This is a genomic window from Mycobacterium shunyiense, from assembly GCF_058270035.1.
Genome location: NZ_JBZDPT010000022.1, coordinates 335,186 through 359,244, shown reverse-complemented (window position 1 = coordinate 359,244; position 24,059 = coordinate 335,186). Strand labels below are relative to the sequence as shown.

21 protein-coding genes, 1 tRNA gene and 1 other RNA gene are annotated in these 24,059 nt (G+C 67.4%); 15 read left to right on the top strand and 8 right to left on the bottom strand.

What is annotated here, in order from left to right; genetic code table 11:
* Positions 1-20: 20 nt before the first annotated feature.
* Positions 21-1,304, bottom strand: a complete 1,284-nt coding sequence (locus AC4ELS_RS16855) for an aspartate aminotransferase type Ic (protein ID WP_499048272.1) — start codon at positions 1,302-1,304, stop codon at positions 21-23.
* Positions 1,305-1,338: 34 nt separating this feature from the next.
* Positions 1,339-1,433, bottom strand: an RNA gene (gene ffs, locus AC4ELS_RS16850) — signal recognition particle sRNA small type.
* A 69-nt stretch (positions 1,434-1,502) separates the two neighbouring features.
* On the opposite strand from ffs, the gene AC4ELS_RS16845 reads away from it, so the two are divergent.
* From AC4ELS_RS16845 to AC4ELS_RS16815, 7 genes are all read left to right on the top strand, one after another.
* Positions 1,503-1,588, top strand: a tRNA-Ser gene (locus AC4ELS_RS16845).
* A gap of 84 nt (positions 1,589-1,672) precedes the next feature.
* Positions 1,673-2,431, top strand: coding sequence for a lipid uptake coordinator LucA (gene lucA, locus AC4ELS_RS16840; RefSeq protein WP_448446305.1), 759 nt, complete (start codon positions 1,673-1,675; stop codon positions 2,429-2,431).
* A 50-nt stretch (positions 2,432-2,481) separates the two neighbouring features.
* On the top strand, positions 2,482-3,504 hold the full coding sequence (locus AC4ELS_RS16835; protein ID WP_448446303.1) for a S1C family serine protease: 1,023 nt from the start codon (positions 2,482-2,484) through the stop codon (positions 3,502-3,504).
* 3 nt (positions 3,505-3,507) lie between these two features.
* Positions 3,508-5,082, top strand: coding sequence for a PucR family transcriptional regulator (locus tag AC4ELS_RS16830; protein WP_448446301.1), 1,575 nt, complete (start codon positions 3,508-3,510; stop codon positions 5,080-5,082).
* A gap of 74 nt (positions 5,083-5,156) precedes the next feature.
* Positions 5,157-6,407: an NAD(P)/FAD-dependent oxidoreductase gene (locus AC4ELS_RS16825; RefSeq protein WP_448446299.1), complete on the top strand. Its 1,251-nt coding sequence runs from the start codon at positions 5,157-5,159 to the stop codon at positions 6,405-6,407.
* 96 nt (positions 6,408-6,503) lie between these two features.
* On the top strand, positions 6,504-6,968 hold the full coding sequence (locus tag AC4ELS_RS16820; protein WP_448446297.1) for a GreA/GreB family elongation factor: 465 nt from the start codon (positions 6,504-6,506) through the stop codon (positions 6,966-6,968).
* A 25-nt stretch (positions 6,969-6,993) separates the two neighbouring features.
* A complete protein-coding gene (locus AC4ELS_RS16815) occupies positions 6,994-7,557 on the top strand; it encodes a TetR/AcrR family transcriptional regulator (RefSeq protein WP_064885753.1) in 564 nt (187 codons plus the stop codon).
* On the opposite strand, the gene AC4ELS_RS16810 is transcribed toward AC4ELS_RS16815, so the two are convergent.
* Positions 7,541-8,107, bottom strand: coding sequence for a TetR/AcrR family transcriptional regulator (locus AC4ELS_RS16810; protein WP_448446294.1), 567 nt, complete (start codon positions 8,105-8,107; stop codon positions 7,541-7,543). The genes AC4ELS_RS16815 and AC4ELS_RS16810 overlap by 17 nt on opposite strands.
* Before the next feature lie 83 nt (positions 8,108-8,190).
* Here AC4ELS_RS16810 and AC4ELS_RS16805 point away from each other — a divergent pair, with 83 nt between their 5' ends.
* The 3 genes from AC4ELS_RS16805 (at position 8,191) to AC4ELS_RS16795 (ending at position 11,906) form a co-directional block, all read left to right on the top strand.
* Positions 8,191-9,078 carry an SDR family NAD(P)-dependent oxidoreductase gene (locus tag AC4ELS_RS16805; RefSeq protein ID WP_448446292.1) on the top strand — a complete coding sequence of 296 codons (888 nt, stop codon included), beginning with the start codon at positions 8,191-8,193 and terminating at the stop codon, positions 9,076-9,078.
* Complete coding sequence (locus AC4ELS_RS16800) at positions 9,075-10,127, top strand: aldo/keto reductase (protein WP_499048208.1); 1,053 nt, start codon at positions 9,075-9,077, stop codon at positions 10,125-10,127. The genes AC4ELS_RS16805 and AC4ELS_RS16800 overlap by 4 nt, the downstream gene beginning before the upstream one ends.
* Positions 10,128-10,640: 513 nt before the next feature.
* Positions 10,641-11,906, top strand: a complete 1,266-nt coding sequence (locus AC4ELS_RS16795; RefSeq protein ID WP_448446288.1) for a hypothetical protein — start codon at positions 10,641-10,643, stop codon at positions 11,904-11,906.
* 6 nt (positions 11,907-11,912) lie between these two features.
* Here the strand turns inward: AC4ELS_RS16795 and ligD are convergent, their stop codons facing one another.
* Both ligD and AC4ELS_RS16785 read right to left on the bottom strand, forming a co-directional pair.
* Complete coding sequence (ligD, locus tag AC4ELS_RS16790) at positions 11,913-12,971, bottom strand: non-homologous end-joining DNA ligase (RefSeq protein WP_064957289.1); 1,059 nt, start codon at positions 12,969-12,971, stop codon at positions 11,913-11,915.
* 1 nt (position 12,972) lies between these two features.
* On the bottom strand, positions 12,973-14,031 hold the full coding sequence (locus AC4ELS_RS16785) for an ATP-dependent DNA ligase (RefSeq protein ID WP_448446286.1): 1,059 nt from the start codon (positions 14,029-14,031) through the stop codon (positions 12,973-12,975).
* 233 nt (positions 14,032-14,264) lie between these two features.
* Here AC4ELS_RS16785 and AC4ELS_RS16780 point away from each other — a divergent pair, with 233 nt between their 5' ends.
* Positions 14,265-15,338, top strand: a complete 1,074-nt coding sequence (locus AC4ELS_RS16780; protein WP_499048205.1) for an ATP-dependent DNA ligase — start codon at positions 14,265-14,267, stop codon at positions 15,336-15,338.
* On the opposite strand, the gene AC4ELS_RS16775 is transcribed toward AC4ELS_RS16780, so the two are convergent.
* The 3 genes from AC4ELS_RS16775 to AC4ELS_RS16765 form a co-directional block, all read right to left on the bottom strand.
* Complete coding sequence (locus tag AC4ELS_RS16775) at positions 15,335-16,189, bottom strand: hypothetical protein (RefSeq protein WP_064885773.1); 855 nt, start codon at positions 16,187-16,189, stop codon at positions 15,335-15,337. The two genes, AC4ELS_RS16780 and AC4ELS_RS16775, sit on opposite strands and share 4 nt — an antisense overlap.
* A gap of 69 nt (positions 16,190-16,258) precedes the next feature.
* Entirely contained in the window at positions 16,259-19,057 is a 2,799-nt protein-coding gene (locus AC4ELS_RS16770; protein WP_448446280.1) for a helix-turn-helix transcriptional regulator, read from the bottom strand.
* Positions 19,058-19,149: 92 nt separating this feature from the next.
* Positions 19,150-20,451: a carboxylesterase family protein gene (locus AC4ELS_RS16765; protein ID WP_448446278.1), complete on the bottom strand. Its 1,302-nt coding sequence runs from the start codon at positions 20,449-20,451 to the stop codon at positions 19,150-19,152.
* Positions 20,452-20,521: 70 nt separating this feature from the next.
* Here AC4ELS_RS16765 and AC4ELS_RS16760 point away from each other — a divergent pair, with 70 nt between their 5' ends.
* From AC4ELS_RS16760 to gluQRS, 4 genes are read left to right on the top strand one after another with little or no spacing between them, the layout of a single operon-like run.
* Complete coding sequence (locus tag AC4ELS_RS16760) at positions 20,522-21,694, top strand: peptidase MATCAP family protein (RefSeq protein ID WP_448446276.1); 1,173 nt, start codon at positions 20,522-20,524, stop codon at positions 21,692-21,694.
* Positions 21,691-22,683, top strand: a complete 993-nt coding sequence (locus AC4ELS_RS16755) for an ATP-grasp domain-containing protein (protein ID WP_448446274.1) — start codon at positions 21,691-21,693, stop codon at positions 22,681-22,683. Before AC4ELS_RS16760 ends, AC4ELS_RS16755 begins: the two co-directional genes overlap by 4 nt.
* Before the next feature lie 42 nt (positions 22,684-22,725).
* A complete protein-coding gene (locus AC4ELS_RS16750; RefSeq protein ID WP_064885890.1) occupies positions 22,726-23,094 on the top strand; it encodes a hypothetical protein in 369 nt (122 codons plus the stop codon).
* A 13-nt stretch (positions 23,095-23,107) separates the two neighbouring features.
* Positions 23,108-23,989: a tRNA glutamyl-Q(34) synthetase GluQRS gene (gluQRS, locus tag AC4ELS_RS16745; protein WP_448446272.1), complete on the top strand. Its 882-nt coding sequence runs from the start codon at positions 23,108-23,110 to the stop codon at positions 23,987-23,989.
* Positions 23,990-24,059 lie beyond the last annotated feature (70 nt).

The window sequence follows — 24,059 nt, the reverse complement described above, 5'->3', positions numbered from 1 at the left end:
AGGCTACCGACTGCGTCCGACTACTCGCCGAGCAGTGACTCGGTGGCCGCCAACAGCGCGCAGGTGGCCAGGCCGTCGATCGCCTCACGCACATCGGACAGCGACGGGAACGTCGGGGCGATGCGGATGTTCTTGTCCTCGGGGTCCCTGCGGTACGGGAAGGCCGAACCGGCCTCGGTCACCGCGATGCCGGCGTCCTTGGCCAAGGCGACGGTGCGCTTGGCGGTGCCGGGCCACACGTCGAGGCTGACGAAGTAGCCGCCCTTGGGATCGGTCCACGATGCGATCTTCGACTCACCCAGCCGGTCCTCGAGGATCTCGGCGACGAGGGCGAACTTGGGCGCGATCAGCTCACGGTGACGCTGCATCTGCAACTTCACGCCGTCGGCGTCGCCGAAGAAGACCCGGTGACGCAACTGGTTGATCTTGTCCGGCCCGATCGACTTCTTGCCGGCGTGCTGCAGGTACCAGGCGATGTTGCCCAGCGAGCCACCCAGGAAGCTCACCCCGGCACCGGCGAAAGTGATCTTGGAGGTCGAGGCGAACACCAGCGGACGGTTCGGGTTGCCGGCCGCCTCGGCCAGCCCCAGCACGTCGACCTGACGGATGAACTCGTCGGTGAGGGTGTGGACCGCGTAGGCGTTGTCCCACATCAACCGGAAATCGTTTGCCGCCGTGCGCATCTGGACGAGGCGCCGGACAACTTCCCAGGAGTACGTGACCCCGGTCGGGTTGCCGTACACCGGAACGCACCACATACCCTTGATCGCCGGGTCGGCCGCGACGAGTTCCTCGATCAGGTCGACGTCGGGGCCGTCTTCCCGCATCGGCACCTGGATCATCTCGATCCCGAACGACTCGGTGATCGCGAAGTGGCGGTCATAACCGGGCGAGGGGCACAGGAACTTCACGACGGGCTCTTGGATCCAGGGCCGGACCGAATCCACCCCGCCGTGCAGCAGCGAGAACACGATGACGTCGTGCATCATCTCCAGGCTCGCGTTGTTGCCCGCGATCAGGTTCTGCACCGGGATTCCGAGCAGCTCACCGAAGATCTCGCGCAGTTCGGGCAGCCCGTGCAGTCCGCCGTAGTTGCGGGTGTCGGTGCCCGTGCGGTCGCGGAAGGAATCTTTCTCCGGGCCGGGCAGCGACAGCAGCGCGTTGGACAGGTCCAACTGCTCGGGGGCCGGCTTACCGCGCGTCAGGTCCAGGCTCAGCTTCTTCGCCTGTAGCTCTGCGTAGTTTCGCTGTTGGACTTCATGCTGCGCGAGCAGATCGTCGCGGCCAAGAGACTGGAACGACACCGCGCGCCTTTCACAGAAGCGGAATGAGCTGGACATAAGGGGACCCCGCGCACCCGCCAGAGCCCGTTGACCCTTGCTGCCTTCCGGCCCTGGGGGAGTTCACAGGATGGACGCCGCGCGGGGTCCAAGGCGAGTGTAATACCCGTCCCTTTCCCCGGCGTTTCGGGACTGGTTCTCCCGTCCGCTACGATTGCCGACGGAGGATTCGCCTAGTGGCCTATGGCGCTCGCCTGGAACGCGGGTTGGGTTAACAGCCCTCAGGGGTTCAAATCCCCTATCCTCCGCGCTCGGGTCCGGGGTGCGACCTGCTGAATCAACCCTGATCAGCAGCTCGCACCCCGGCCCAATTTCAGTACCCGAGGAGGAGTATGGGCCGCACCGTCGCGGTGATCTGGCACGTGTCGTTTTCGATCGTGGCCGCCGGCCTCTACTTCTTTTTCGTTCTCCCCAGATGGCATGAGCTCGTCGGCGATACCTCGCCCACGCTCGGACTGATCCTGCGCATCGTCACCGGAGTGCTGATCGGTCTGGCCGCCCTGCCGGTGGTGTTCACGCTGCAGCGGACCAAGCGTCCCGAGCTGTCCACCCCCGAGTTGGCGCTGCGGCTCCGGGCCGCCTCGATCGCGCTGCACGTGCTGGCCGCGGTGCTGATCATCGGCGCCGCAGTCTCCGAGATCTGGCTGTCCCTGGACAGCGCCGGGCCGTGGCTGTTCGGGATCTACGGCGCCGCCGCCGCGATCGCACTGCTCGGCATCTTCGCCTTCTACCTGGCCTTCGTTGCCGAACTGCCGCCACCGCCGCCGAAGCCGGTCAAGACCCGGGAGAAGTCCGAGCGCCGCGGTCGCAAGAAGGCCGCAGCCGAGACCGAGGATGCTGCCGAGTCGGACGAGGCCGAAGAAACCGAAGAGGCCGAAGAGTCCACTGAAGCCCAGTCCGAGGACGACGCCGCAGAGGCGGAAGAGACCGAGGACCAGGTCGAAGAGTCCGGCGCCGAGGAGCCTCAGTCGACGGCAGAGGAAGCCGAGCCGATCGAAGGCAACTCCCTGCGTAACCGGCGGCCGTCCAGCAAGAGCGGTAGCAAGCGGCGGGGCTGGCGCTCGCGCGGCGAAGTCGCCACCGAGGACTGACGCACACCAATCGCGTCGACATCGGCTACTTATCCAGCCAAGATGGGTATATGAGCAAAGTGAGCTCACATCCGTTCAGAACGATCGTCGCGGTGGCAGTGACCGCCGCGACGGCCGTTATCGCCCCGATTGCACCTGCCGCCGCCGCACCCGGTGACCCCGAGACGGTGGCCTCCCAGATCGAACCGTCGGTGGCCCGCATCGACACCGTCGTGGATTACCAACAGGCCTACGGCATCGGCACCGGCATCGTGTTGTCGCCGAACGGTGAGGTCCTGACCAACTACCACGTGGTCCAGGGAGCCAACTCGATCAGCGCCACGGTCGGCGGCCAGCGGTACCCGGCCGACCTGGTCGGCTACGACCGGCAGAACGACATCGCAGTGCTGCAACTGCACGGTGCGGCAGGCCTGCCGCCGGCGCCGATCGGCGATTCGGCCGCTCTGGCACCCGGGCGTCCCGTCGTCGCACTCGGCAATGCCGGGGGCAGCGGCGCGCCCCTGACCCGCGAGGTCGGCACCATCAGCGCGTTCAATCGGACCGTCAACGCAGAAGACGAGCTGACGGGCACGAGCGATGAGATCAACGGTCTGTTCGAGTTCGCCGCGCCGGTGCGTGCCGGTGACTCCGGCGGTCCCGTGGTCAACGATGCCGGGCAGGTCGTGGGTATGACGACCGCCGCGTCGGTGAACTTCCGCATGGGTCCCGGCGGCAAGGGGTTCGCGATCCCGATCAACGACGCGATGGCGATTGCCGGGCAGATCCGCTCCCGTACCCCGTCGGGCTCGGTGCACATCGGGCCACCGACCCTGCTCGGCGTCGGTGTCCGCACCGCGCAGCGCCAGAGCGGCGGCGTGATCGTCCAGGACGTCATCGCCGGCGGCCCGGCCGACGCGGCCGGCCTGATCCCGGGCGACGTGCTCACCGCCATCGACAACACCCCGCTGGATTCGGCCCGCGCCCTGACGCTGGTCCTCGATCGGCACTACCCGGGCGACGTGGTCGGCCTGACCTGGCTGGACCAGGGCGGCCAGCAGCACACCGGCAAGGCCACACTGGCCGCCGGGCCGTAATCCGTGGTCACGCTGGACCGCCTGATCAACGTCCTGGGCGGCTACGGGGTGCGGCTGCGCGCCCCGACACACGGATCCTCTCCGGCGCCCCGCTCGACCGAGCTGCGCAGTGTGGTGATGCACGAGCCCGGACCGGTCATCGGCGATGTCCTGCTGGCCGTCGGAGCCGGTTCTGTGACCGAGGCGGTTCAGTGGGCGAAGGCCGCGCGCGCCGTGGTGGTCCTGGTCCGCGGTCCGCACGACCCGGCCGACGACGTAACGGCCGACGAGCGCATCGCGGTGATGACGGTCGATCCGGAGGTCTCCTGGAGTGAGCTCGCGGCCGTGGTCTACGGCGTCGTACTTGAAGGCCGGGAGACCGAATCCGGGCGCGGCCCAACCGATTTGTTCGCCCTGGCCGACAGCCTCGCCGATGCCGTGGGTGGCGCGGTCACCATCGAGGACCGGCGCAGTGCGGTGTTGGCGTACTCGCGACTGCAGCAGCATGCCGACCCGGCGCGCGCCGAGACGATCCTGAGCCGCGGGGCACCCGAACGGCTGCGCACCCTCTTCGAGGCCCGCGGGGTGTTCCGGCACCTGGTCGAATCCGACGACCCGATGTTCGTCGACGGCGATGACGAGCTCGGCCTGACCGGGCGGATGGTGGTGGCGGCCCGGGCCGGCCGCGAACTGCTCGGTTCGATCTGGGTGACGTGTGCCGCTCCCCTGCCCGACGCGCGCCGCGCCGCACTGGCCGACGGCGCCCGCATGGTCGCCCTGCATCTGTTGCGCTCCCGCGCCAGCGCCGATCTGGAACGCCAGGTGGAGTCGGAGCTGGTGATCCGTCTGCTCGAAAGTGCCGCCGATGCCACCACGGCGGCCAGCCGGCTCGGGCTGCCGCAGACGCCGCTGCGGGTGATCGCATTGCGTGCCCGCACCGGAAACGAGCGGCATGCCGCGTTGCTCCTGGCGTTCGAGCGGGCGACCGCGGGCTTCGGCTGGTCGCGTCCCGGGCGCAGCGCCCTGGCCGGCAACACCGTCTACACCGTGTTGCCCGGGGCCGAGGCAGAAGCTGCGAGCCGGTGGGTGGCGGGGCTGCGTGCCGCATTGCCCGAGCCGGTGACCGTGCTGGCCGGGATCAGCGGTCCGGCCACCGCCGCCGAGCTGGCCCTGGCCCGCAGTGAGGCCGACGAGTGCCTGGCCCTGCACGAAGTCCGTCACGAGGTCCGGCACGAGGTGCACAGGGACGACGACGTCGGCCTCGACGACAGAGTGCCGGTCTACGACGAGGCCTGGGACGAGATCCTGCTGCAGCGACTACGGATCGCCGCGCGCGCCGGCCGTGCCCCGCAGCGCGGACCTGTCGCCGAGCTACGGGCCCACGACCAGGCCAGTGGCACGCAGTACGCCGCCACGCTGCGAGCCTGGCTGGAAGCCCAGGGCGATCTGGCCGGGGCCGGGCGGGCGCTCGGTGTGCACGAGAACACCGTGCGCTACCGGCTGCGCAAGATGATCGAACTGACCCAGCTGGACCTCGACGATGCCCGCAAGCGACTGGCGATGATGATCGAGCTGGCGGCAACCGAAGAGTTGTCGTAACTCGACAATCACTCCGCTTCTGTTTGTCGAGATGGTGCAAACACCGAGCGCGTGAGCGGCCTCACCATGGGAGCATGTATGGGGTCGAGCGCATTGACGGTGCACCGCGGTCAGCGGTTGTCGTGGGTGCAGGCATTGTCGGCCTGTCCACCGCATGGTTTCTCCAGGAGCACGGAGTCAAGGTCACCGTGGTCGACCGCACCGGGGTCGCCGCGGGTGCGTCGTGGGGCAACGCCGGCTGGGTTTCGCCGACGCTGACCATCCCGCTCAATGATCCGGCGGTGCTGCGTTACGGCGTGCGGTCGCTTTTCGACCCGGCCGCACCGCTGCACATCCCGCTGACCTCGGGCCCTCGCCTGCTGGCGTTCCTGGCCCGATTCGCCATGAGCTGCCGTCTGTCGACCTGGACCAGGGTGGCCAAGGCCAACGTGCCGCTCAACGAGGAGTGCCTCGAGGCCTACGACGTGCTGACCGCCAACGGCGTGGCGGTACCCACCACCGACGGGCCGATCACCGCGCTGTTCGAAACCGCCCGTCAGGCCGAACATCTGATGACCGAACTGCGCCGGATGGCTGCCGTCGGGCAGACCGTCACGGTCACCGGCCTGTCCGGTGACACGCTGCGCGACCATGTCCCGCTGGCGTCGCCGGCGATCACCGCGGGCATCAGCGTGGAAGGCCAGCGCTTCGTGGACCCGGGCCGGTTCGTCCAGGCGCTCGGCGATGCCGTCATCGCCAGGGGCGCGGAACTGGTCATCGGCGAGGTCACCGATGTGCGCGCCATGGGTGCCGGAGTGAACGTGGACCTGGCCGACCGATCACTGAGCGCGGAGACCGCCGTGATCGCCACCGGGGCGTGGCTTTCGAAGCTGGCGAAACCCCGGGTCCGTACGCCCGTGCAGGCCGGTCGCGGTTACTCGTTCACCGTGCCGGTCGACCGCCCGATTCTCGGACCCATCTACCTGCCCGACGCCCGCGTCGCCTGCACGCCGTACCAGGGCAAGCTGCGGGTGGCCGGAACCATGGAGTTCCGCTCCCCCGACGACCCGGTGCAACCGCCGCGGGTCGACGCCATCATCGCGTCGGCGGCCCCGCTGCTCGACGGTGTGGACTGGGAGGCCCGCACCGATGTGTGGGTGGGCCCACGCCCGGTCAGCTCAGACGGTCGCCCCCTGATAGGCGAAGTCGCACAAGGCATCTACGTGGCCGGCGGTCACGGCATGTGGGGACTGGCTCACGGTCCGGTCACCGGCCGACTGCTCGCCGAGTACATGACCACCGGAAAGCAACCCGAGGCACTGCGGGAATTCGATCCCCTGCGCTGACGAACCACGACTTTGCCCTGACGGGCCGACAAGCCGTCAGGGGCGGCGAACATCCCGCCCCTGGCGGCAACTCCGCATCATCGGAAGGAAATCACAATGACTGTCAGCCAACGTGTTTGGTTATCTCCACAGGCGTATGAGCGCCTCCAGGTCGAGCTGTCGACACTGCGCGATCTGATCGCAGGCGAAGCCGCGTCCGATTCCGACGAGAACGAGGTGGCGATCCAGCGGGCACGTCAGACCCGCATCCAGCAGATCCACGACCTGCTGCTCAACGCCGTCGTCGGTGAGGATCCGCCGGACGACGGGGTGGCCGAGCCGGGCATGGTGTTGACCGTGCGCTACGACCAGACGGGCGAGATCGAGACCTTCCTGCTGGGCGTCCGCGGCGCGGAATACGGCGACCTGGAGGTCTATTCGGTGAACTCACCGTTGGGCGAGGCGATCGTCGGCGCGCGTCCAGGCGAGCAGCGCCACTACCCGGTCCCCAGCGGCGAGGCCCTGCCGGTCACCCTGATCAGTGCAGTGCCGTTCGGGATGCACCTGCCGGCCGTGGGATAAGGCGTGTGCGTCCTAGTCTGTTCGGATGGCCGAACGCAAGGGCACGCCGGGCAGCCTGACCGCCGATGACTGGGTGCAGGCCGGGTACGCCCTGCTGGCCTCCGACGGGATGCGGGCGCTGAAGATCGAGCGACTCTGCGAGCAGATCGGCGCGACCCGGGGCAGCTTCTACTGGCACTTCACCGACATGAAGGGCTACCGGGCCGCCCTGGTCGCGTCGTGGAATGCGTTCCTGGAGCAGGACCGCCGCTCATTGGCCGAACTCGAACACCTGCCGCCTCGCGAGCGGCTGTCGGGAATGATGAAACAGCTGCTCAGCCCGCAGCACTGGACGCTGGAACGCGCGATGCGGGAGTGGGCGCGCTCCGACGACGTCGCCGCGGCCAACGTACGGGCGGCCGACCACCGCGTGCTGGTCGCCGTCACCAAGGCCTATCTCGACTACGGGTTCAGCCCCGAGGACGCGGCGCTGCGCGGACAGGCCACCTTCGCCACAGGGATCGGCGTGCTGCACCTGATGGACTCAGCCGACGCCCTGACCACCGCCGACCGCTACGAGAGATTCCTGGATCTCATGCTGGCTCGATGATCGCGGAGAACACGCGCTCGAACAGGTCGGTCAGCCGGCCGGCGTCGGCATCGGTCAGGCCCGGGCTCCTGATCACCCGCCGCATCAGCAGGACCCCGCTCATCACCGACAGCATGGCGTCGGCGCGGAGCTCACGGTCAGACCCGGGGAGCTGGCGGGCCAACCGTTGGCCGACGTGGCGTGCGATCGCGTCGCGCACGATGTTCACCGCAACCGGGTTCGAGACCGAACGGAGCATGATCAGGAACGGCTCCAGCGGGTCGGCATCCGAGTCGGAGCGTTCGGTCAGCGCGGTCGCAGCATCGCGCGCCAGCGCGTCCGGCTCCTCCGCGACGATCGTCGGTGGCGCGAAAGAGGTTTCGACCGCCTCGGCGAACAGCTGCTCCTTGGACCCGAAGTAGCGGTTCACCAGCATCGCGGTGACCCCGGCGTCTCGCGCGATCTCACGAACGCCGACCCCGTCGTACCCGGACAGCGCAAAGTGCCGGATCGCCGATTGCAGGATCGCCTCGCGGGTGGCGGCCGCATTGCGTGGTCGGGATGAAGCCATGCCCAGAACGCTAGGGAATAACCGGCGCCAAGTCTACGTATGTATACCTGTCAGATGTATACAGTCGTAGACATAGGAGAGTCATGGACATCGAGTTATCGGCAAAGCCATCTGTGTTCCTGGTATCCGGCGCATCCCGCGGGCTGGGCCGCTCGATCGTCGAGGCCGCGTTGGGCGCGGGGCACCGCGTCGTCGCCGGCGTCCGCTCCACCACGGCCCTGTCCGATCTGGCCGCTCAGGAGCCGGACCATCTCGCCGTCGTCCAACTCGATGTGTCCGACGACGAACAAGTGCGCGCCGCCGTAGCCACCGCCGTCGAGCGGTTCGGCCGACTCGACGTGTTGGTCAACAACGCCGGCTACGCGAACATGGCCGCGATCGAAGACTTCGACTTCGACGACTTCCGTGCCCAGATCGACGCCAACTTCTTCGGCGTCGTACGGCTCACGCAAGCCGCACTACCCGTCATGCGTGCCCAGCGCGCCGGCCACATCGTGCAGATCTCTTCGGTCGGCGGGCGACTCGTGCGGGCCGGCTTGGGCGCCTACCAGTCGGCCAAGTGGGCAGTCACCGGCTTCTCCGGTGTGCTCGCACGGGAAGTCGCACCCCTCGGAATCACGGTCACCGTCCTGGAACCCGGTGGCATGCGCACCGATTGGGCCGGGTCGTCGATGCGGGTCTCCGAGGTCCGCGCCGAATACGCCGACACCGTCGGTACGTCGATCGCCCAGAGCACTCCGGAGAACCTCGGCGCCAGCGACCCGGCCAAGGTGGCCGAACTGGTGCTCACCATCGCCGAGATGTCTGATCCTCCAGAGCGGTTGCTCGTCGGACCCGACGCCTACCGCTACGCCACCGCTGCCGGACGCAACCTACTCGCCGACGACGAGAAGTGGGAGGCCCTCAGCCTGTCCACCGCAGCCGATGACGTCACCACCGCTCAGGTCGACCCGCTGGGAGCAGTCAAATGACGACAACAAATCACAGCTCGGCATACGGGGCGGCGACCGTCACCCTCGGGCACTCCGATTTGACGGTGCACGCAGTCGGCTTGGGCTGCATGGGAATGTCACAGTTCTACGGGCCTGCCGACGACAACGAGTCAATGGCCACCATTCGCGCTGCACTCGAACTCGGGGTCGACTTCCTCGACACCTCCGACGTCTATGGCGCTTCCGACATCACCTTCGGTGTGCCGATCCGCGGCTTCGGCCACAACGAACAACTGATCGGCGAAGCGATCGCCGGGCACCGCGACGAGATCGTGCTGGCGACCAAGTTCGCGGCGAAGATCAACGACGACGAGAACGGGATCGCCATCGACGGCCGGCCCGAGTATGTGCGGCAAGCTTGTGAAGCAAGCCTGCGGCGTTTGGGTACCGACGTCATCGACCTGTACTACTACCACCGCCTCGATCCGAACGTGCCGATCGAGGAAACCGTCGGAGCGATGGCCGAACTCGTGACGGCGGGCAAGGTCCGCGCCATCGGACTCAGTGAGGTCGGTCCGGATCAGATCCGCTGTGCCCACGCCACTCACCCGGTCTCCGCACTGCAGTCCGAGTACTCGCTGTGGGAGCGACGTGTCGAGGGCGGCATCACTTCGACGTGCCGGGAGTTGGGCATCACCCTGGTTCCCTACAGCCCGCTGGGCCGCTCGGCGCTCACCGGTTCCCTGAAATCCGGCAGCACCTTCGCCGCGGACGACTTCCGCGCCACCAATCCGAGGTTCTCTGCCGAGAATCTCGCGGTAAACCTCGAGCCGGTGCAACGCCTTCAGTCGCTCGCAGCAGAGAAGGGTTGCAGCCCAGGACAGCTCGCGTTGGCATGGTTGCTGGCGCAGCCGCTCGATGTGGTGCCGATCCCCGGCACCAAACGGATCCCTTTCGTCCGGGAGAACATCGCCGCCACCGACGTTGCGATCAGTGCAGACGAGGTGGCACTGCTGGCCGAAATCTTCGCACCGGGGCGCATCACCGGCGAGCGCTACGCCCCGGTTCACGCCCGGACAGTCCGGTGAGGCCGCTGGGACGTTGAACGGTTCCGAGCCGCTCGTGCGCAGATTGCGAAAACTGTCTACTGCGGCCTGCGCGTGTCATAAATTGACGCTCGAGAATCGACGCTTCTCGGGTCAGGAGACATTGTGGCGCGACTGTCAGTGTGGCTCGGCGCAGGCGCTGTCACGGCCGGGGTTTCTGCTGCATTGGTAGCAGGAGCCGATGTGGCGAATGCCGACACCACATCTGGTTCGGACGGTCCGAAGACATCCGAGTCCACTTCAAGCGCAAGTCCGTCGAGCAAGGGTGACCGGGCCGGTCCACGTCGCAGCTTCAACCGAACACGCCATTCAGCCCAGTCAACTGACGCTGCTCACGCCGTCATACGCAAGAAGGCGACCAAGCCCGCCAAGACAGCCGTGTCCCGGCCCGCGCAACGGAAGAGTGCACTAGCGAACTTCCTCTCGAAGGCAGACCCGAGCTCTGCACCCGACACACTGGCGGCATCTGTGGAAACCGCCGAGCCCGTCAGGTCCGTGACGACCGCAGTCAAAGCCGTCGAAACTGGAGAGCAGCAAGCCGCCCCGCCGATGCTGCGAGACGTCTTCAAGCGTGCCGCGGCCCCGTACGCAGCATCTGTTCCGCAGGCGGTCGCGCCCATCTCGCCGGTGTCGGCAACCGCTGCGCCGTCGCTGTCGCTGCCGGAGCAGATCCAGTCATTCGTCTTCGACTTCGTCGGCGTCGCCGTCACCACCATCGCGGGTCCCCCCAGGATTCCCGCCGGGAGCAACGTCACGGTGCGAAGCTCCTCGTTGGAGATCACCGAGGGCCGCAACGTACCGGCCGACTGGTACTACCCGGAGGGCGACGAGGCGCCGGAGCGGATCATCCTGCTGCAGCACGGGTTCCTCGGCGTGAGTGCGATGTACAGCTACACCGCGGCAAATCTTGCCGAGCGCACCAACAGCGTCGTGGTGGTGCCGACCTACTCGTCGAATCGTTTTGTCCGGGACGGGTTCTGGCTGGGAGACGACCAGGTCTATCGCGCAACAGCCGAGCTGTTCCTCGGTGACCGCGAGGCGCTGACCGCCAGTGCGAACGCAGCCGGATACGCCGCCAGGTACGGTGACGACGTTCCCCTGCCGGAAACGTTCGTCCTGATCGGGCACTCTCTGGGCGCGGGTGTGGTGGCCGGCGCCGCGGGCTACTACGCGGATGCGATCAAATCGACTGGCGCAGAGAACCATCTGGCCGGCGTGGTACTGCTCGACGGGGCACCGCCAGAGGACGTGCTGCCAGATGCACTGGACAAACTGGACGGTCTGGGTGCTTACGTCCCGGTACTGGAACTTGGTGCGCCCAAGGAAGTCCGCAGGGTCGATGCGGCCCTGATCGAGCATCGACCGGACATGTTCAACGGCGTGGTGCTGGCCGACGGCCAACACCTGGATGCCATGCAGGGCGGTAGCCCACTCATCCAGTTGCTGTCGTACCTGTTCTACGGCTTTTCGACGGCGCCGAACAAGGCGGCCTCACAAACTCTCATCTCCGGCTGGGTGGATGACATGTTCGCGGGCCGGATCGATGCGTCCACCGGTGCTTGTGAAGGCGATGACTGCTCGGGCATCTACGGCGAGCCAGGCCAGACCCTCAACCTCCCGACACCGGCCGGACCGACCCGCGCCGTCGTGATCGGCGGTGCCGCCCTGGCACAGATCACCACCGCATTCCAGCCGATGCTTGCGACGGCGCCGGTGGCTCCCCGGCCACCGTCAGACTTCGCTTTGATCCCGCTGCTCTGACGGCGCCTAGTCCTGACGGCGATTGCCGTCCTCGTCCCAGTTCTCGGCGACTTTCTTGCTGGGCTGCACCCGCGGCGGCTCACCCGGCATCTTGGGATAGCTCGGCGGGTACGGCAGGTCACCGAGGCCGCGCTCCTCGTCGGCGGCCACCAGGTCCAACAGTGGTTGTAGCGACTGTTTCTTCTTGTCGATATCCGCCCAGGGATCCTCGCGTCCGGCAAGGAAATCCGGCACGGTGGCGATCGTGTAGTCGTCGGGGTTGGCGGTGCGAAGTTCGTCCCAGGACAGCGGGGTCGAGACGGTCGCGATCGGGGTCTTGCGGGCCGAATAGGGCGAGGCGAAGGTGCGGTCACGGGCATTCTGGTTGTAGTCGATGAACAGCCGCTCACCCCGCTCTTCCTTCCACCACGACGTGGTCACCGCATCGGGTGCACGCCGTTCCACCTCACGGGCCAGGGCGATTCCGGCGCGGCGCACCTCGATGAAATCCCAGTCGGTCTTGATCCGCAGGAAGATGTGCACGCCGCGACCGCCCGAGGTTTTCGGATAGCCGATCAGGTCCAGCTCGTCGAGGAGCGGCTTGAGCACATCGCAGGCCACCGCGGCGGCCTCGGCGAAACCGGTGCCCGGTTGCGGGTCGAGGTCGATGCGCAGCTCGTCGGGATGTTCGGTGTCCGGACAGCGAACCTGCCAGGGATGCAACGTAATCGTGCCCATCTGCGCGGCCCACGCGATCGATGCCGGGTGTGTCACCTTGAGCGCGTCAGCGGTGCGCCCCGACGGGAACGTCACCGTGCAGGTCTCCAGGTAATCGGGATGCTTCTGCGGCACCCGCTTCTGGTAGATCTCCTCCCCCTCTATGCCGTCGGGGAACCGCTGCAGATGCGTGGGCCGGTCTTTCAACAGCGTGACCATACGGTCGGCGACGGACAGGTAGTACTCCATCAGCTTGCCCTTGGTGCCGCCCTTGCCCAGCTTCGGGTAGTACACCTTGTCCGGGTTGGTGAACCGGACCTTGATTCCGTCGACATCGAGTTCGGTTGCTCCTCCAGCTTTTTCAGCCATTTCAACCTTCCTTCGTCAGGACGTCGTACAGGTCGTAGTTCAACGGCACGTCGAGCTGGTCGAACGTACAGCTCGACGGTTCGCGGTCCGGGCGCCAGCGCAGGAACTTCACCGCGTGCCGGAAGCGTCGACCGTTCTCGGTGTTGCCCTCCATCTGGTCATACGCCACCTCGCACACGCGATCCGGGCGCACCGGGATCCAGCGCTTGTCGGCGGCCGAGTTCCAGCGGCTGGGATCACCCTCGCGGACTTCGTCGCCCTCCCGCAGCGGCTCCAGGTCGGCCAGCAGCTTGATCCGGTCCTTGACGCTGAACGAGGCTGCGCCACCGACCATCTGCAGCTCGCCGTCGGACCGGTAAAGGCCGAGCAGGATCGAGCCGACACCCTCCCCGCTCTTGTGGATGCGGTAGCCGATCGCCACGCAGTCGGCGTCGCGGTGATGCTTGACCTTCACCATCTCCCGCTTGCCCGGCAGATACGGGCCGTCGAGCTTCTTGGCGATCACCCCGTCGAGGCCGGCCCCCTCGAAGGTCTGCAGCCACTGCGAACCGAGCTCGGGATCCGTGGTGGTCCGCGTGACATGGCACCACGTCGTGGCATTGACGGCCTCGATCAGCGCCTCGCGGCGCACCCGGAACGGCTCAGTGAGCAACGACCGGTCGCCGGTGGCCAGGGCGTCGAAGCCGATGAAGTGCGCCGGCGTCTGTTCGGCGAGCATCCGCACCCGCGACTCGGCAGGGTGGATGCGTTGCGACAACGACTCCCAGTCCAGGCGCATGCGGCCGTCGATCTCGCGGGGCACCACCACCTCACCATCGAGGACACAACGGTCGGCGAGTTCGTCACGCAGCGCGTCGAGCAGTTCGGGGAAGTAGCGCCCGAGTTCCTTTCCGCTGCGAGACTGCAACACCACCTCGTCGCCGTCCCGGAAGACGAGAGCGCGGAAGCCGTCCCATTTCGGCTCGTAGGACCACACCCCGGCCTCGTCGGGCACTTTCACCTGGGCTTTGGCGAGCATCGGTTCGATCGGCGGCACTACGGGTAGGTCCACGGGCTCCATCCTGGTTCATGGGGGCGTCACGGATCTAGACCGCCGCGCCGCGGCGAACTCATCGCGCGGACACCGGCGGCGGGTGGGACCAGCCGTGCTCTGCTTGACGCATACCCGATGAGGCCGCCTGAAACCCAGTACTCCCGCTCTTGTCTCGCGGCTCGGCCGGACTGTGTCGCGCATACTGAGTAGCCACAAACCACGTAGCCACAAACCACCCAATCCACACCAGGTCCGGACCCATGCTGCTACCCGTGATGCCGCCCGTCTCACCGATGCTGGCCAAGCCGGCAACAGTGATTCCACCGGATGCGTCCTACGAACCGAAGTGGGACGGCTTCCGGGCGTTGGTGTTCCGCGACGGCGACGAAGTCGAGTTGGGCAGCCGTAACGAGCGGCCGATGACCCGGTATTTCCCCGAACTGGTCGAGGCTGCGAAAGCCGAGCTCCCACCGCGGTGCGTCATCGACGGCGAGATCGTCCTGCCGACCGAGCAAGGCCTGGACTTCGAAGCGCTCCAACTGCGTCTGCACCCCGCGGCTTCCCGGGTGCGCCTGTTGGCCGGACAGACCCCGGCCAGCTTCATCGCCTTCGACCTGCTCGCCCTCGGAGACGACGACCTCACCGGCCGACCGTTCGGTGAACGCCGCGCCGCTCTGGTCGGCGCGCTGGGTCCCGGCCCCGCCTTTCACGTCACCCCGGCCACCACCGATATGGCGACTGCGCGGCGCTGGTTCGACGAATTCGAGGGAGCCGGGCTCGACGGACTGATCGCCAAACCGCTGACGCTCACCTATCAGCCCGACAAACGGGTCATGGTGAAGATCAAGCACCAGCGGACCGCCGACTGCGTGGTCGCCGGCTATCGGCTCCACAAGTCGGGGCCGGATGCGATCGGCTCGCTGCTGCTGGGGCTCTACACCGATGACGGCGAGCTGGCATCCGTCGGCGTCATCGGTGCCTTCCCGATGGCGCGACGCCAAGCCCTGTTCACCGAATTGCAGTCTCTGGTAACCAGTTTCGAGAACCATCCGTGGAACTGGGCCGCCCAGGTGGCCGCCGACCCGGACCTCGCGCGTAGGTACGGCGGCGGCTCACGTTGGAACGCAGGCAAGGACCTGTCTTTCGTGCCGTTGCGACCCGAACGCGTTGTCGAGGTCCGCTACGACCACATGGAGGGTAGGCGCTTCCGACACACTGCCCAGTTCAACCGCTGGCGGCCCGACCGGGACCCGCGCTCGTGCACCTACGAGCAGCTGGAACAGCCGGTCACCTTCGGGCTCAACGACATCGTCCCGGGCCTGCTCCCCAGCTAGTAGCGTCCCACGGGCTGCAGCCAGGTGGCGAGATTGCGGACATAGTCCTTGAACACGCCCAGACGGGACGGATCCGCTCCGATCTGCCAGCCGGGTCGATCGGTGACGAACGACGGCGCCCCATGCGCCAGGTCCCAGTTGTAGTCGGCGAAGTGGTGGAAGGTCGACTCGGCAACGGCCCGCCCCATCGGCCTGCCCTCCGGCGTGCTCTCACCATCGAGTGCCACCGCGAGATTGAACTGTCTGCCGGTCGCGGTGCTGCGCCCCTGAGCCACCACCGTCGCGAACGGCCCCCGGGCCGAGACCGCACCCTCATGCGGGTGCGCCGGAAACCACTCGATGCGGCCGGTGGCGGTCCGGGAGGTGCGCAGCAGCTGGTGCACCGGCTCATCGGCCAGCACCGGCTGGTAGTCGCCGTTGGCGCCCGAGTGATAGTTGGGCCACGAGATGTCGGGATTGTCCTGGTCGTCGCACCGCGACTGCGGGTCCAAGCTGGCGTCGTGAAAATCGTTGACCTGCCCCAACGAACCCAGTCCCTTCAGACAGCTGCCCAGGTCCTGATGATCACGAGCGGTGAGCACCCCACCGCCGAGTCCGCGGAAGCGGCCGATCGCCGCGCATTCGTCGGGCGTCAGACCGTTGCCGACGTCGACGGCCATCAGCCACAGCTGGTCGAACCCGAGCTCGTCGAGATGGCTGAGCACCGGATCCTGCCCGCCATGATCGGTCCGGTTACGGGCCAGTACCTCGTGGCCGTCCGCGCGCAGCTCGCCCGCCAGCATCGAGAATCGTCCGACATCCCAGTCGTCGGGATTCTCCGTGATCGTCGTCTGCAACAAAATTGTCGCCATGTGACGAGTCTCGTTACCGCCAGGACCCTCGGGACCCTTGAAAACCCGTGGTCTTGGAGCGAGCGCGGTTCAGCTACTCCACGACACGGAGCGCAGCTGTCGGCGTGACCGGACACCGAGCTTGACGAAGACCTTGCGCAGGTGCCATTCGACGGTGTGGGTGCTGATGAACAACTGTGCGCCGATCTCCTGATTGGTCAGTCCGTCACGGGCCAACTGGGCGATCTGCGCCTCCTGGGCGGTCAACACGTCGCCCGAGGCCATCGGCTGTTTGCGCACCTTCTCACCGGTGGCAGTCAGCTCACGCCGGGCCCGCTCGGCGAATCCTGCGGCGCCCATCCTGGTGAACATCTCGTAGGCGGTGTTGAGATGCTCTCGGGCACTGGTGCGTTGCTTCTGGCGACGTAACCATTCCCCGTAACGAAGATGGGTCCGCGCCAGCTGCACCCCGATCCGAGTGCGGCCGAGCCGCTCGACGGACTCTTTGAACAGCACGTCGGCCTCGGCGTCGTCGGCGACGACAGCCCGGACCGCGGCCAATACTCCCAGCCCCCAATCGGTTTCGCTGGACTCCGTACATCTCTCCAACCGTCGCACCGCGTCCTCGGCGACATCTCGCTCGCCGACCCGCATGGCGGCCTCGACCAGTTCGATCAAAGTCCAGCAGTAGAACCCGATGTCGTGGAACTCGCACGTGCGTTTGGCAGCTGTCAGGGCCTCCTCGTAGCGGCCCAAGCCGTTGTAGAGCACTGCGGCGGCATAGCCGGCCGCCCCGAGCAGTCGGCCCTCACCCTTGGCGGTCCCCTCTGCCATCCCCGCCTCGATGAGGTCGCCGGCCTCGGTGAGATCGCCGCGCCAGGCGGCCAATTCCACCTTGTGGTACTTCATCGGACGGTGGCCGATCGCCTCCGAGATAGAGTCGGCCTCCTCCATAAGCCTTGCAGCTGTGACGAATTCGCCTTTGTGCGTCTGGACACCGGCCTGGTAGGCGATCGCCGGCGGCAGGATGGCCAGCGCGCCGATGGCGCGGGCGTAGCCGATCATGTCGGCGGCCAGCCGGTCGACCAGGTCGTCGTCCCAGATCTCATGGGCAGCAGATTCGTGCACGATCGGGAAGGCCAATGCCAACCAGCGCAACGCCCGGCCGTCGTGGCGACGGGTGTGCTCACTCCACAGCTCCAGCGCGGTGCGCAGGGGCTCGACCGCCGCGGGCAGTCCATCGGTGATCAGGTTCGCCATGCCGACGAGGAGTAGATCGATGGGCCCAGTCGGCGTCTCGACCCTTTCGACTGCGGCGCGCGCCGCCTCGGCGGCCACCACGAGGGCTTCCGGTTGACTGCGCGAAGCAAACATCGCAGCGGCCAGCGCCTCCATGTAGGTCTCGCGGGCCAACTCGTCGTCGAGATTCTCCAACCGCTTGGCGGCGTCGAGCAGCAATCCGGCCGCATGCCGGACCGGTGGCGCACCTGGTAGTCCGCCCCGGCTGCGGGTGAATTCCATCTGCGCCCGCAGCCGGCCCACCTGTGCCCACTGCAGCTCGGTCAACGGATTCAATTCAGCCAGGGAGAGCAGCTCATAGGCGGCTTCGGGGGCAGCAGCCTCACGTTTGGCCTCGGCGGCCGCGATCGCCCGGGAACTGCGCAGGGCCGGATCGGCGGACAGGATCGCCGCCCGTTCCAGGAAAGTCGCCGCGGCGGCGATCCCGCCTCGGCTCTGGGCTCGCCAAGCCGAGGCTTCCAGTTCGGCGGCCACCGCGTCGTCGGGACCGGCCGCGGCATTGGCCGCATGCCAGGCCCGGCGATCCGGATCGAGCTCGGGGTCGGTGGCAACTGCCAAGGCGCGGTGTACTTCCCGGCGGTCGGCTGCATCGGCGGCCCGGTAGGCGGCCGACCGGACCAGCGGGTGGTGAAAGCGCATGCGTGACCCGAACTCGATGACACCGGCGGCCTCGGCCGGCGCCAACGCATCCACGCTGATCCCCAAATGCCCTGTGGCACGCGAGAACAAGATCGGGTCGCCGAGCGGATCGGCTGCGGCGAGAAGCAACAACCGCCGAGTGTCGTCCGGCAGCGACTGGATGCGGCGGACGAACCCTTCTTCGACGTGGCCTACCGATAAGCGCGCCGAGCCGAGCCAGAAACCGCCGGCAAGCTCGGCGGCCGGCACGTTACGCGGAATCTCCAGCAGTGCCAACGGGTTACCGCGAGTTTCCGCGATGACCCGGTCTCGGACCCGCTCGTCGAGCCGGCCGAGGAAGACCGAGTCCAACAGCTCTTTGGCGTCGGTGTCCGACAACCCCTCGACCCGCAGTTCGGGCAGGCCCGGCAGCACGTCGGGGGCGCCGGCGTGAGTGTCTCGGACGGCGAACACCATGACGACCGGCTCCGCAAGCAATCGGCGCGCGACGAAACCCAGGGTCTGCACCGACACCTGATCTAGCCACTGCGCATCGTCGATCAAACACAGCATCGGCTTCCGGTCAGCCGCGGCAGCCAACAGGCTGAGCACCGCCAGACCGACCAGAAAACGGTCAGGCACCGGGCCGACACCGCGACCGAAAGCCACCGAGAGCGCGTCGCGCTGCGGCTCGGGGAGCTTGTCGAGATGATCCAGCAGCGGTGCACACAGGTGGTGCAATCCGGCGAAGGCAAGTTCCATGTCGGATTCGACCCCGGCCACCTGGGTCACCCGGAACCCCGGCGCATGTTCGACGACGTAGTCCAGCAGGGCGGTCTTCCCGACGCCCGCCTCGCCCCGCACCACCAGCACTGCGCTGCCGCCCGAGCGGCCACCCGAGACCAGGGTTCGAAGGGCCGCGCATTCGCTGACGCGTCCACGTAGAGACGGGACTGCGCCCATAATCGCCATCACACCACCGAGTCCGAATTTTGCCGAAACTTTATCAAGGCAGACCAGGTCGGGCCTCCCCGGCAGAGGTGCCTCTCGGGCCGGCTACTGAACTAGCCGAACCGCAATGTCGGGGCGGGCAGCGATTCGACTCCGTGGTGCGCGAATTGCGTCCAGCGAGTGCGCATCTCGGCGGACAGCTGGTTGTCGATCGCACGCTGCGGGCCGAGCATGGGGGCGTCCGCCCAGGTCTGCGGTGAGCCGAACAGGAACGGCAACTCCATGCAGTGGCAGGCACCCAGCGGCGCGCTGACCGGTGTCCAGTCGAAACGATAAGTACCGACCCGGCCGCCGTGGGATCGCCAGGCCTGCGCCAGACGCTCGGCGGGGCCGGAGAACGCCTGTTTGGTGATCGTCGCCAACCCGGCCCGGACGGCGAGCCGGCCGAGGGCAGGCACCCGGTTGAGCCTGACCACCCGCGGATCCATCGTGACGAACGGCGCCGCGTCGTCCTTGGTGTAGCCGATCAGCAGCTCGATGCGGCCCGCGGCGGTAGCGATGACCGCTGGGACGTCTGCGGGTGCCGGCAGCGGCCCCCGGCCGAGCCGGGGCGCGAACGCCAGACCGCCCAGCAGGCCGAAGCCCTGCGCCGCGGCAACGGCGGCAGCTTCGGCGGCAAGCAGCTTGTCCACGCTGGTCTCGGCCGGGTCGGCCCCGGCGAGCGAGCCGGCCATCGCCGCGCCCATGGCATGCGCCATGTCGTCGCGCCCCTCGTCCAACTCCAGCGGGGCGCTCTGCAGGATCGCGCGGTGGAACAGCCCGGCCGCCTCCTCGCACAGCATGAGCGACATGACCGAATGTGCACCCGCGGACTGACCGAACGCGGTGACGTTGGCCGCGTCCCCGCCGAACGCCGCGATGTTGTCCTGGACCCAGCGCAGCGCCAGGATCTGGTCGCGCAGTCCGAGGTTGTCCGCGCCGACCCCGGGCGGCGCGAGATAGCCGAAGATGCCGAGCCGGTAGCTCACGTTGACCACCACCACGTTGCCCGCACGGACCAGGGCACCGGGGTCGTACTTCGCAGACTCACCGCTGCCCGCGACGTACGCGCCGCCGTGAAACCACACCATGACGGGTAACCGGTGCGCATCGGCCGGAGCCGTGACGGTCAGCACGAGACAGTTCTCGTTGGTCGACAAGCCCGCAAGTGCGTCGCCGGTCACCCAGCCCAGGCGCGACGGCCGCTGCGGGCAGGCCGGACCCCGTTCGGTCGCGTCACGAACGCCCGACCAGGCCGCGGGCGGTTCGGACACGGCGAACCGCTTCGCGGTGCCGTAGCGCACGCCTCTCGCGCGCACCAATCCGTCCTCGCGTTCAACCTGGATAGTGCCGCCGGTGATTCTCCGCTCTGCCATTTCCTGAACGTTAGCGGGCACAACTTCGAACAACGGATTGACCACGTCGACAATTGGGTATCGATAGCAAGTGGGTCGAACTTCGCCCCTTGCGCAGGAATCCTTAGACGTCGATGCGCGTCTGACGGAGATCGAGCGCGAACTCAACCTCCTGCTCTACGTCACTCCGGCCAATGGAGCCGAGGCGTGGCGGGATTTCGCGCGCTCGGGGTTCGAGTCATCACCCGTCCTGGAGTCGAGACCGCTGAACTTCGACCCGGATCTGGTCAAGCGCGACCTGTACGACGTCGAGATCGAGCGAGTGGAGAACCCTGCGCTCAACTCTCTCTTCCGCGGAAAACGCGACGAGATCGCCCGGCAGATCACGTTGCTCGAGGACCGAGGCACATCGCGGTTCAGGTATGGCGCGCTGCAACTCTATGGAGATCCGGGCCACTCGCTGTGCGCAACGGCCCGCTCACTGCTCGATCTCATCGACCCGCAACCGATCAGCCCGACCAGCGTCACCGCCATGGAATTCGCGGAGGCGGCACGCGCGGAGCTGGAGTCGGCCTACCCGGATTTTCCCGTAGCGGTCGAGGTGCGCGACGACGTCGCCGATCTGATGGTGTCGTTCGGCAGGCTCTACATCCCTGCCACCGCCGTCTTCCGCAAGGATCGAGTGCAGCCACTGATCCAGCACGAGGTCGGGACCCACGTGCTGACCTATCGCAACGGCGAGGCGCAGCCGTTGAGCCTGCTGGCCGTCGGGCTGCCGTCTTACGAGGAGACGCAGGAAGGTCTGGCGGTGCTGGCCGAGTACGTCGTTGGGGGGCTCGATCCCCGGCGCATACGCGTGCTCGCCGCGCGGGTCGTTGCCGCATCGATGATGTTGGCCCACGCGGAGTTCGTCGAGATCTTCAATCACCTGACCGACGCCCATGGCTTCGCGCCGCGCACCGCGTGGTCGGTGACGAGCCGCGCAACATTCGGCGGAGGTTCGACCAAGGACATCATCTATCTGCGCGGTATCGAACGAGTCCTCGGGTACTTCGCCGAAGGACGCAGCATCGAACCCCTTCTCGCCGGCAAGCTCGCCCTCGACCATGCGCCGCTCGTGGAGGAGTTGATCCAGCAAGGGGTTCTCGAACCGCCGCGAGCGCGCCCACGCTGGCTGTCCGCGCCCGGGGCGCAAGTGCGGATCGACCGTATGCGCGGCGGCATGGGCCCCGCAGACCTACTTGAAATGGATGTGGCCGCATGAGGATTGCATTTCTGGTCAATCGCGCGGAGACCGAGGTCGACGAGTACGCGACCACCCGCCTCGCGAAGGCGGCTGCCCTGATGGGCCACGAGGTCTGGTACGTCGGGCTGAGCGACGTCAGTATCGGCGAGCCCGACGGTCAGATCGGGGCGCACGCACGTCCCGGCATCGCCCGGGGTGAGGACACGCTGACCTCGTTCGTCGATCGCATGAAGGAGAGTTCGCCCGAGCGCATACGCATGGACGAGCTCGACGCCGTGTTTCTGAGGAACGACTCGGTCGAGGATCGGCAGGATCGGCCGTGGGCCAGCAGCTTGGGTTCCATGTTCGGTCAGCTGCTCGTGGCGCACGGCGTCACCGTGGTCAACGACCCCGCGGTGCTCATGCGTGCGGCGTTGAAGGTATACCTCGACGAGTTTCCGGCGCAGATCCGCCAGCGATCCCTGGTGACGCAAAACGTGAACGACGTCCGGAGCTTCATCTCGTCCGTGGGACGCTCCATCATCAAACCGCTGTGCGGCGCGCAGGGCCGCAACGTGTTCATGATCGTCAGCGATGACGAGCCCAACTTGAATCAGATGATGGAGTCTGTGCTGGAAGACGGCTACATCTACGCCCAGGGATACGTCGAGGGCGCCGAGGACGGCGACATGCGGATCTTCCTGCTCGACGGAGAGCTCATCGAGGTCGACGGGCATCCCGCCGCTTTCCGGCGGGTGCCAGAGGGGAACGACCCGCGAGCCAACATCTGCAAGGGCGGCACAGTTCAACCCGAAGAGGTCACCGACAAGCAGCGCGCGGTGATCGAGACGATGAAGGACAAACTCGCGCAAGATGGGATGTTCTTCGTCGGCATCGACATGATCGGCGACAAAGTCATCGAGATCAACGCCGAGAGTCCGGGCGGCCTGCAGGCGATGGAGCATCTGTACGGAGTCGACATCTGCCCGGCCGTGATCGAAGCACTGGAGCGCCGGAGTAGGGCGTGAGTGGCGGGTTTACCGGGCGCCCGGTTCGGGCACGCCAACAGCATGTCTGTAACCGCATTTCAGGATCTGCCACTGGCTGACCGGGACCGGGAGTGGGACGGCGATGCTGCCGACAAACGGGTCCGCAAGTGGGCCGGTGCGGAGGACGAACCCAACGAGAAGTACCGCGACGCGCACGTCTGGTACGACAAGGACGCGAAGGACAACTTCACCGGCTACAAGCTGCTGATCGCCGACGTGGTCGGCGGCAAACTGGAGGTAGTACCTCGCGGGGTGATGGCTGCCGGCGGGATCATGGACGGCGCGCGCGGCGGCGTCGACCTCCCGAAGGACGACATCGACCGGGTGAAAAGCCACCTCGCGAAGTACTACGAGAAGATGGGCGAGACAGCGCCCTGGGACCGCGATTAGCTAGATTGCGGGCGTGAGCCCAACCCCCGCCGGGCGGTTCGCGCCGAGCCCGTCGGCCGACCTGCACATCGGCAACCTACGCACCGCGGTGCTGGCCTGGTTGTTCGCCCGGTCCACCGGGCGCCGGTTCCTGCTGCGCGTCGAGGATCTCGACGACCGCACTTTTCCCGAGATCGGACACCGTCAGGTGGCTGACCTGGCCGCGATCGGGCTGACCTGGGACGAGCCGGTGCAATGGCAGACGGGCCACCAGGAACGCTACGACGCGGTGGTCGGCGACCTGTTCGAGCGTGGGCTGCTGTACGAATGCTATTGCAGCCGAAGGGATATCGCCCAAGCCCCGCGAGCCCCGCACGCCCCTGAAGGCGCCTATCCGGGCACCTGCCGAGACCTGACCGACGCCGAACGCGCGCAGCGCCGCGCCGAGACCGGACGCCCACCTGCGCTGCGGCTGCGCACGGACACCTTCGTCGGCACCGTCACCGACCTGCTGCACGGCAGCTACACCGGCATCATCGACGATTTCGTGGTGCGACGCGGCGACGGAGTCCCCGCCTACAACCTGGCCGTCGTGGTCGACGACGCCGCCGGAGGCATCGACCAGGTGGTGCGCGGCGACGACCTGCTGAGTTCGTCTCCGCGGCAGGCCTACCTGGCGCGGCTACTGGGGTGCCCGGAGCCGGTCTACGCCCATGTCCCGCTGGTGCTCAACGAGGACGGCGCCCGGCTGGCCAAACGCGACGGAGCGGTCACCCTGGCCGAGATCGGCGTCGAGCGGGCGCTGGAGCAGATCAGCGCGTCGCTGGGGTGGCCTGCGCTCGACGTGGTCGGCATGCTGGACCGGTTCGACCCGGCCGCTCTGCCGCGGCATCCGTGGATATATCGGCCGGGCTGAGCAGAAGCCTGCCGAACAGGGCGTGCCCCTGTTAGCGTCCGGCCGTGCGCTCCCGACGAATTCCGCTACT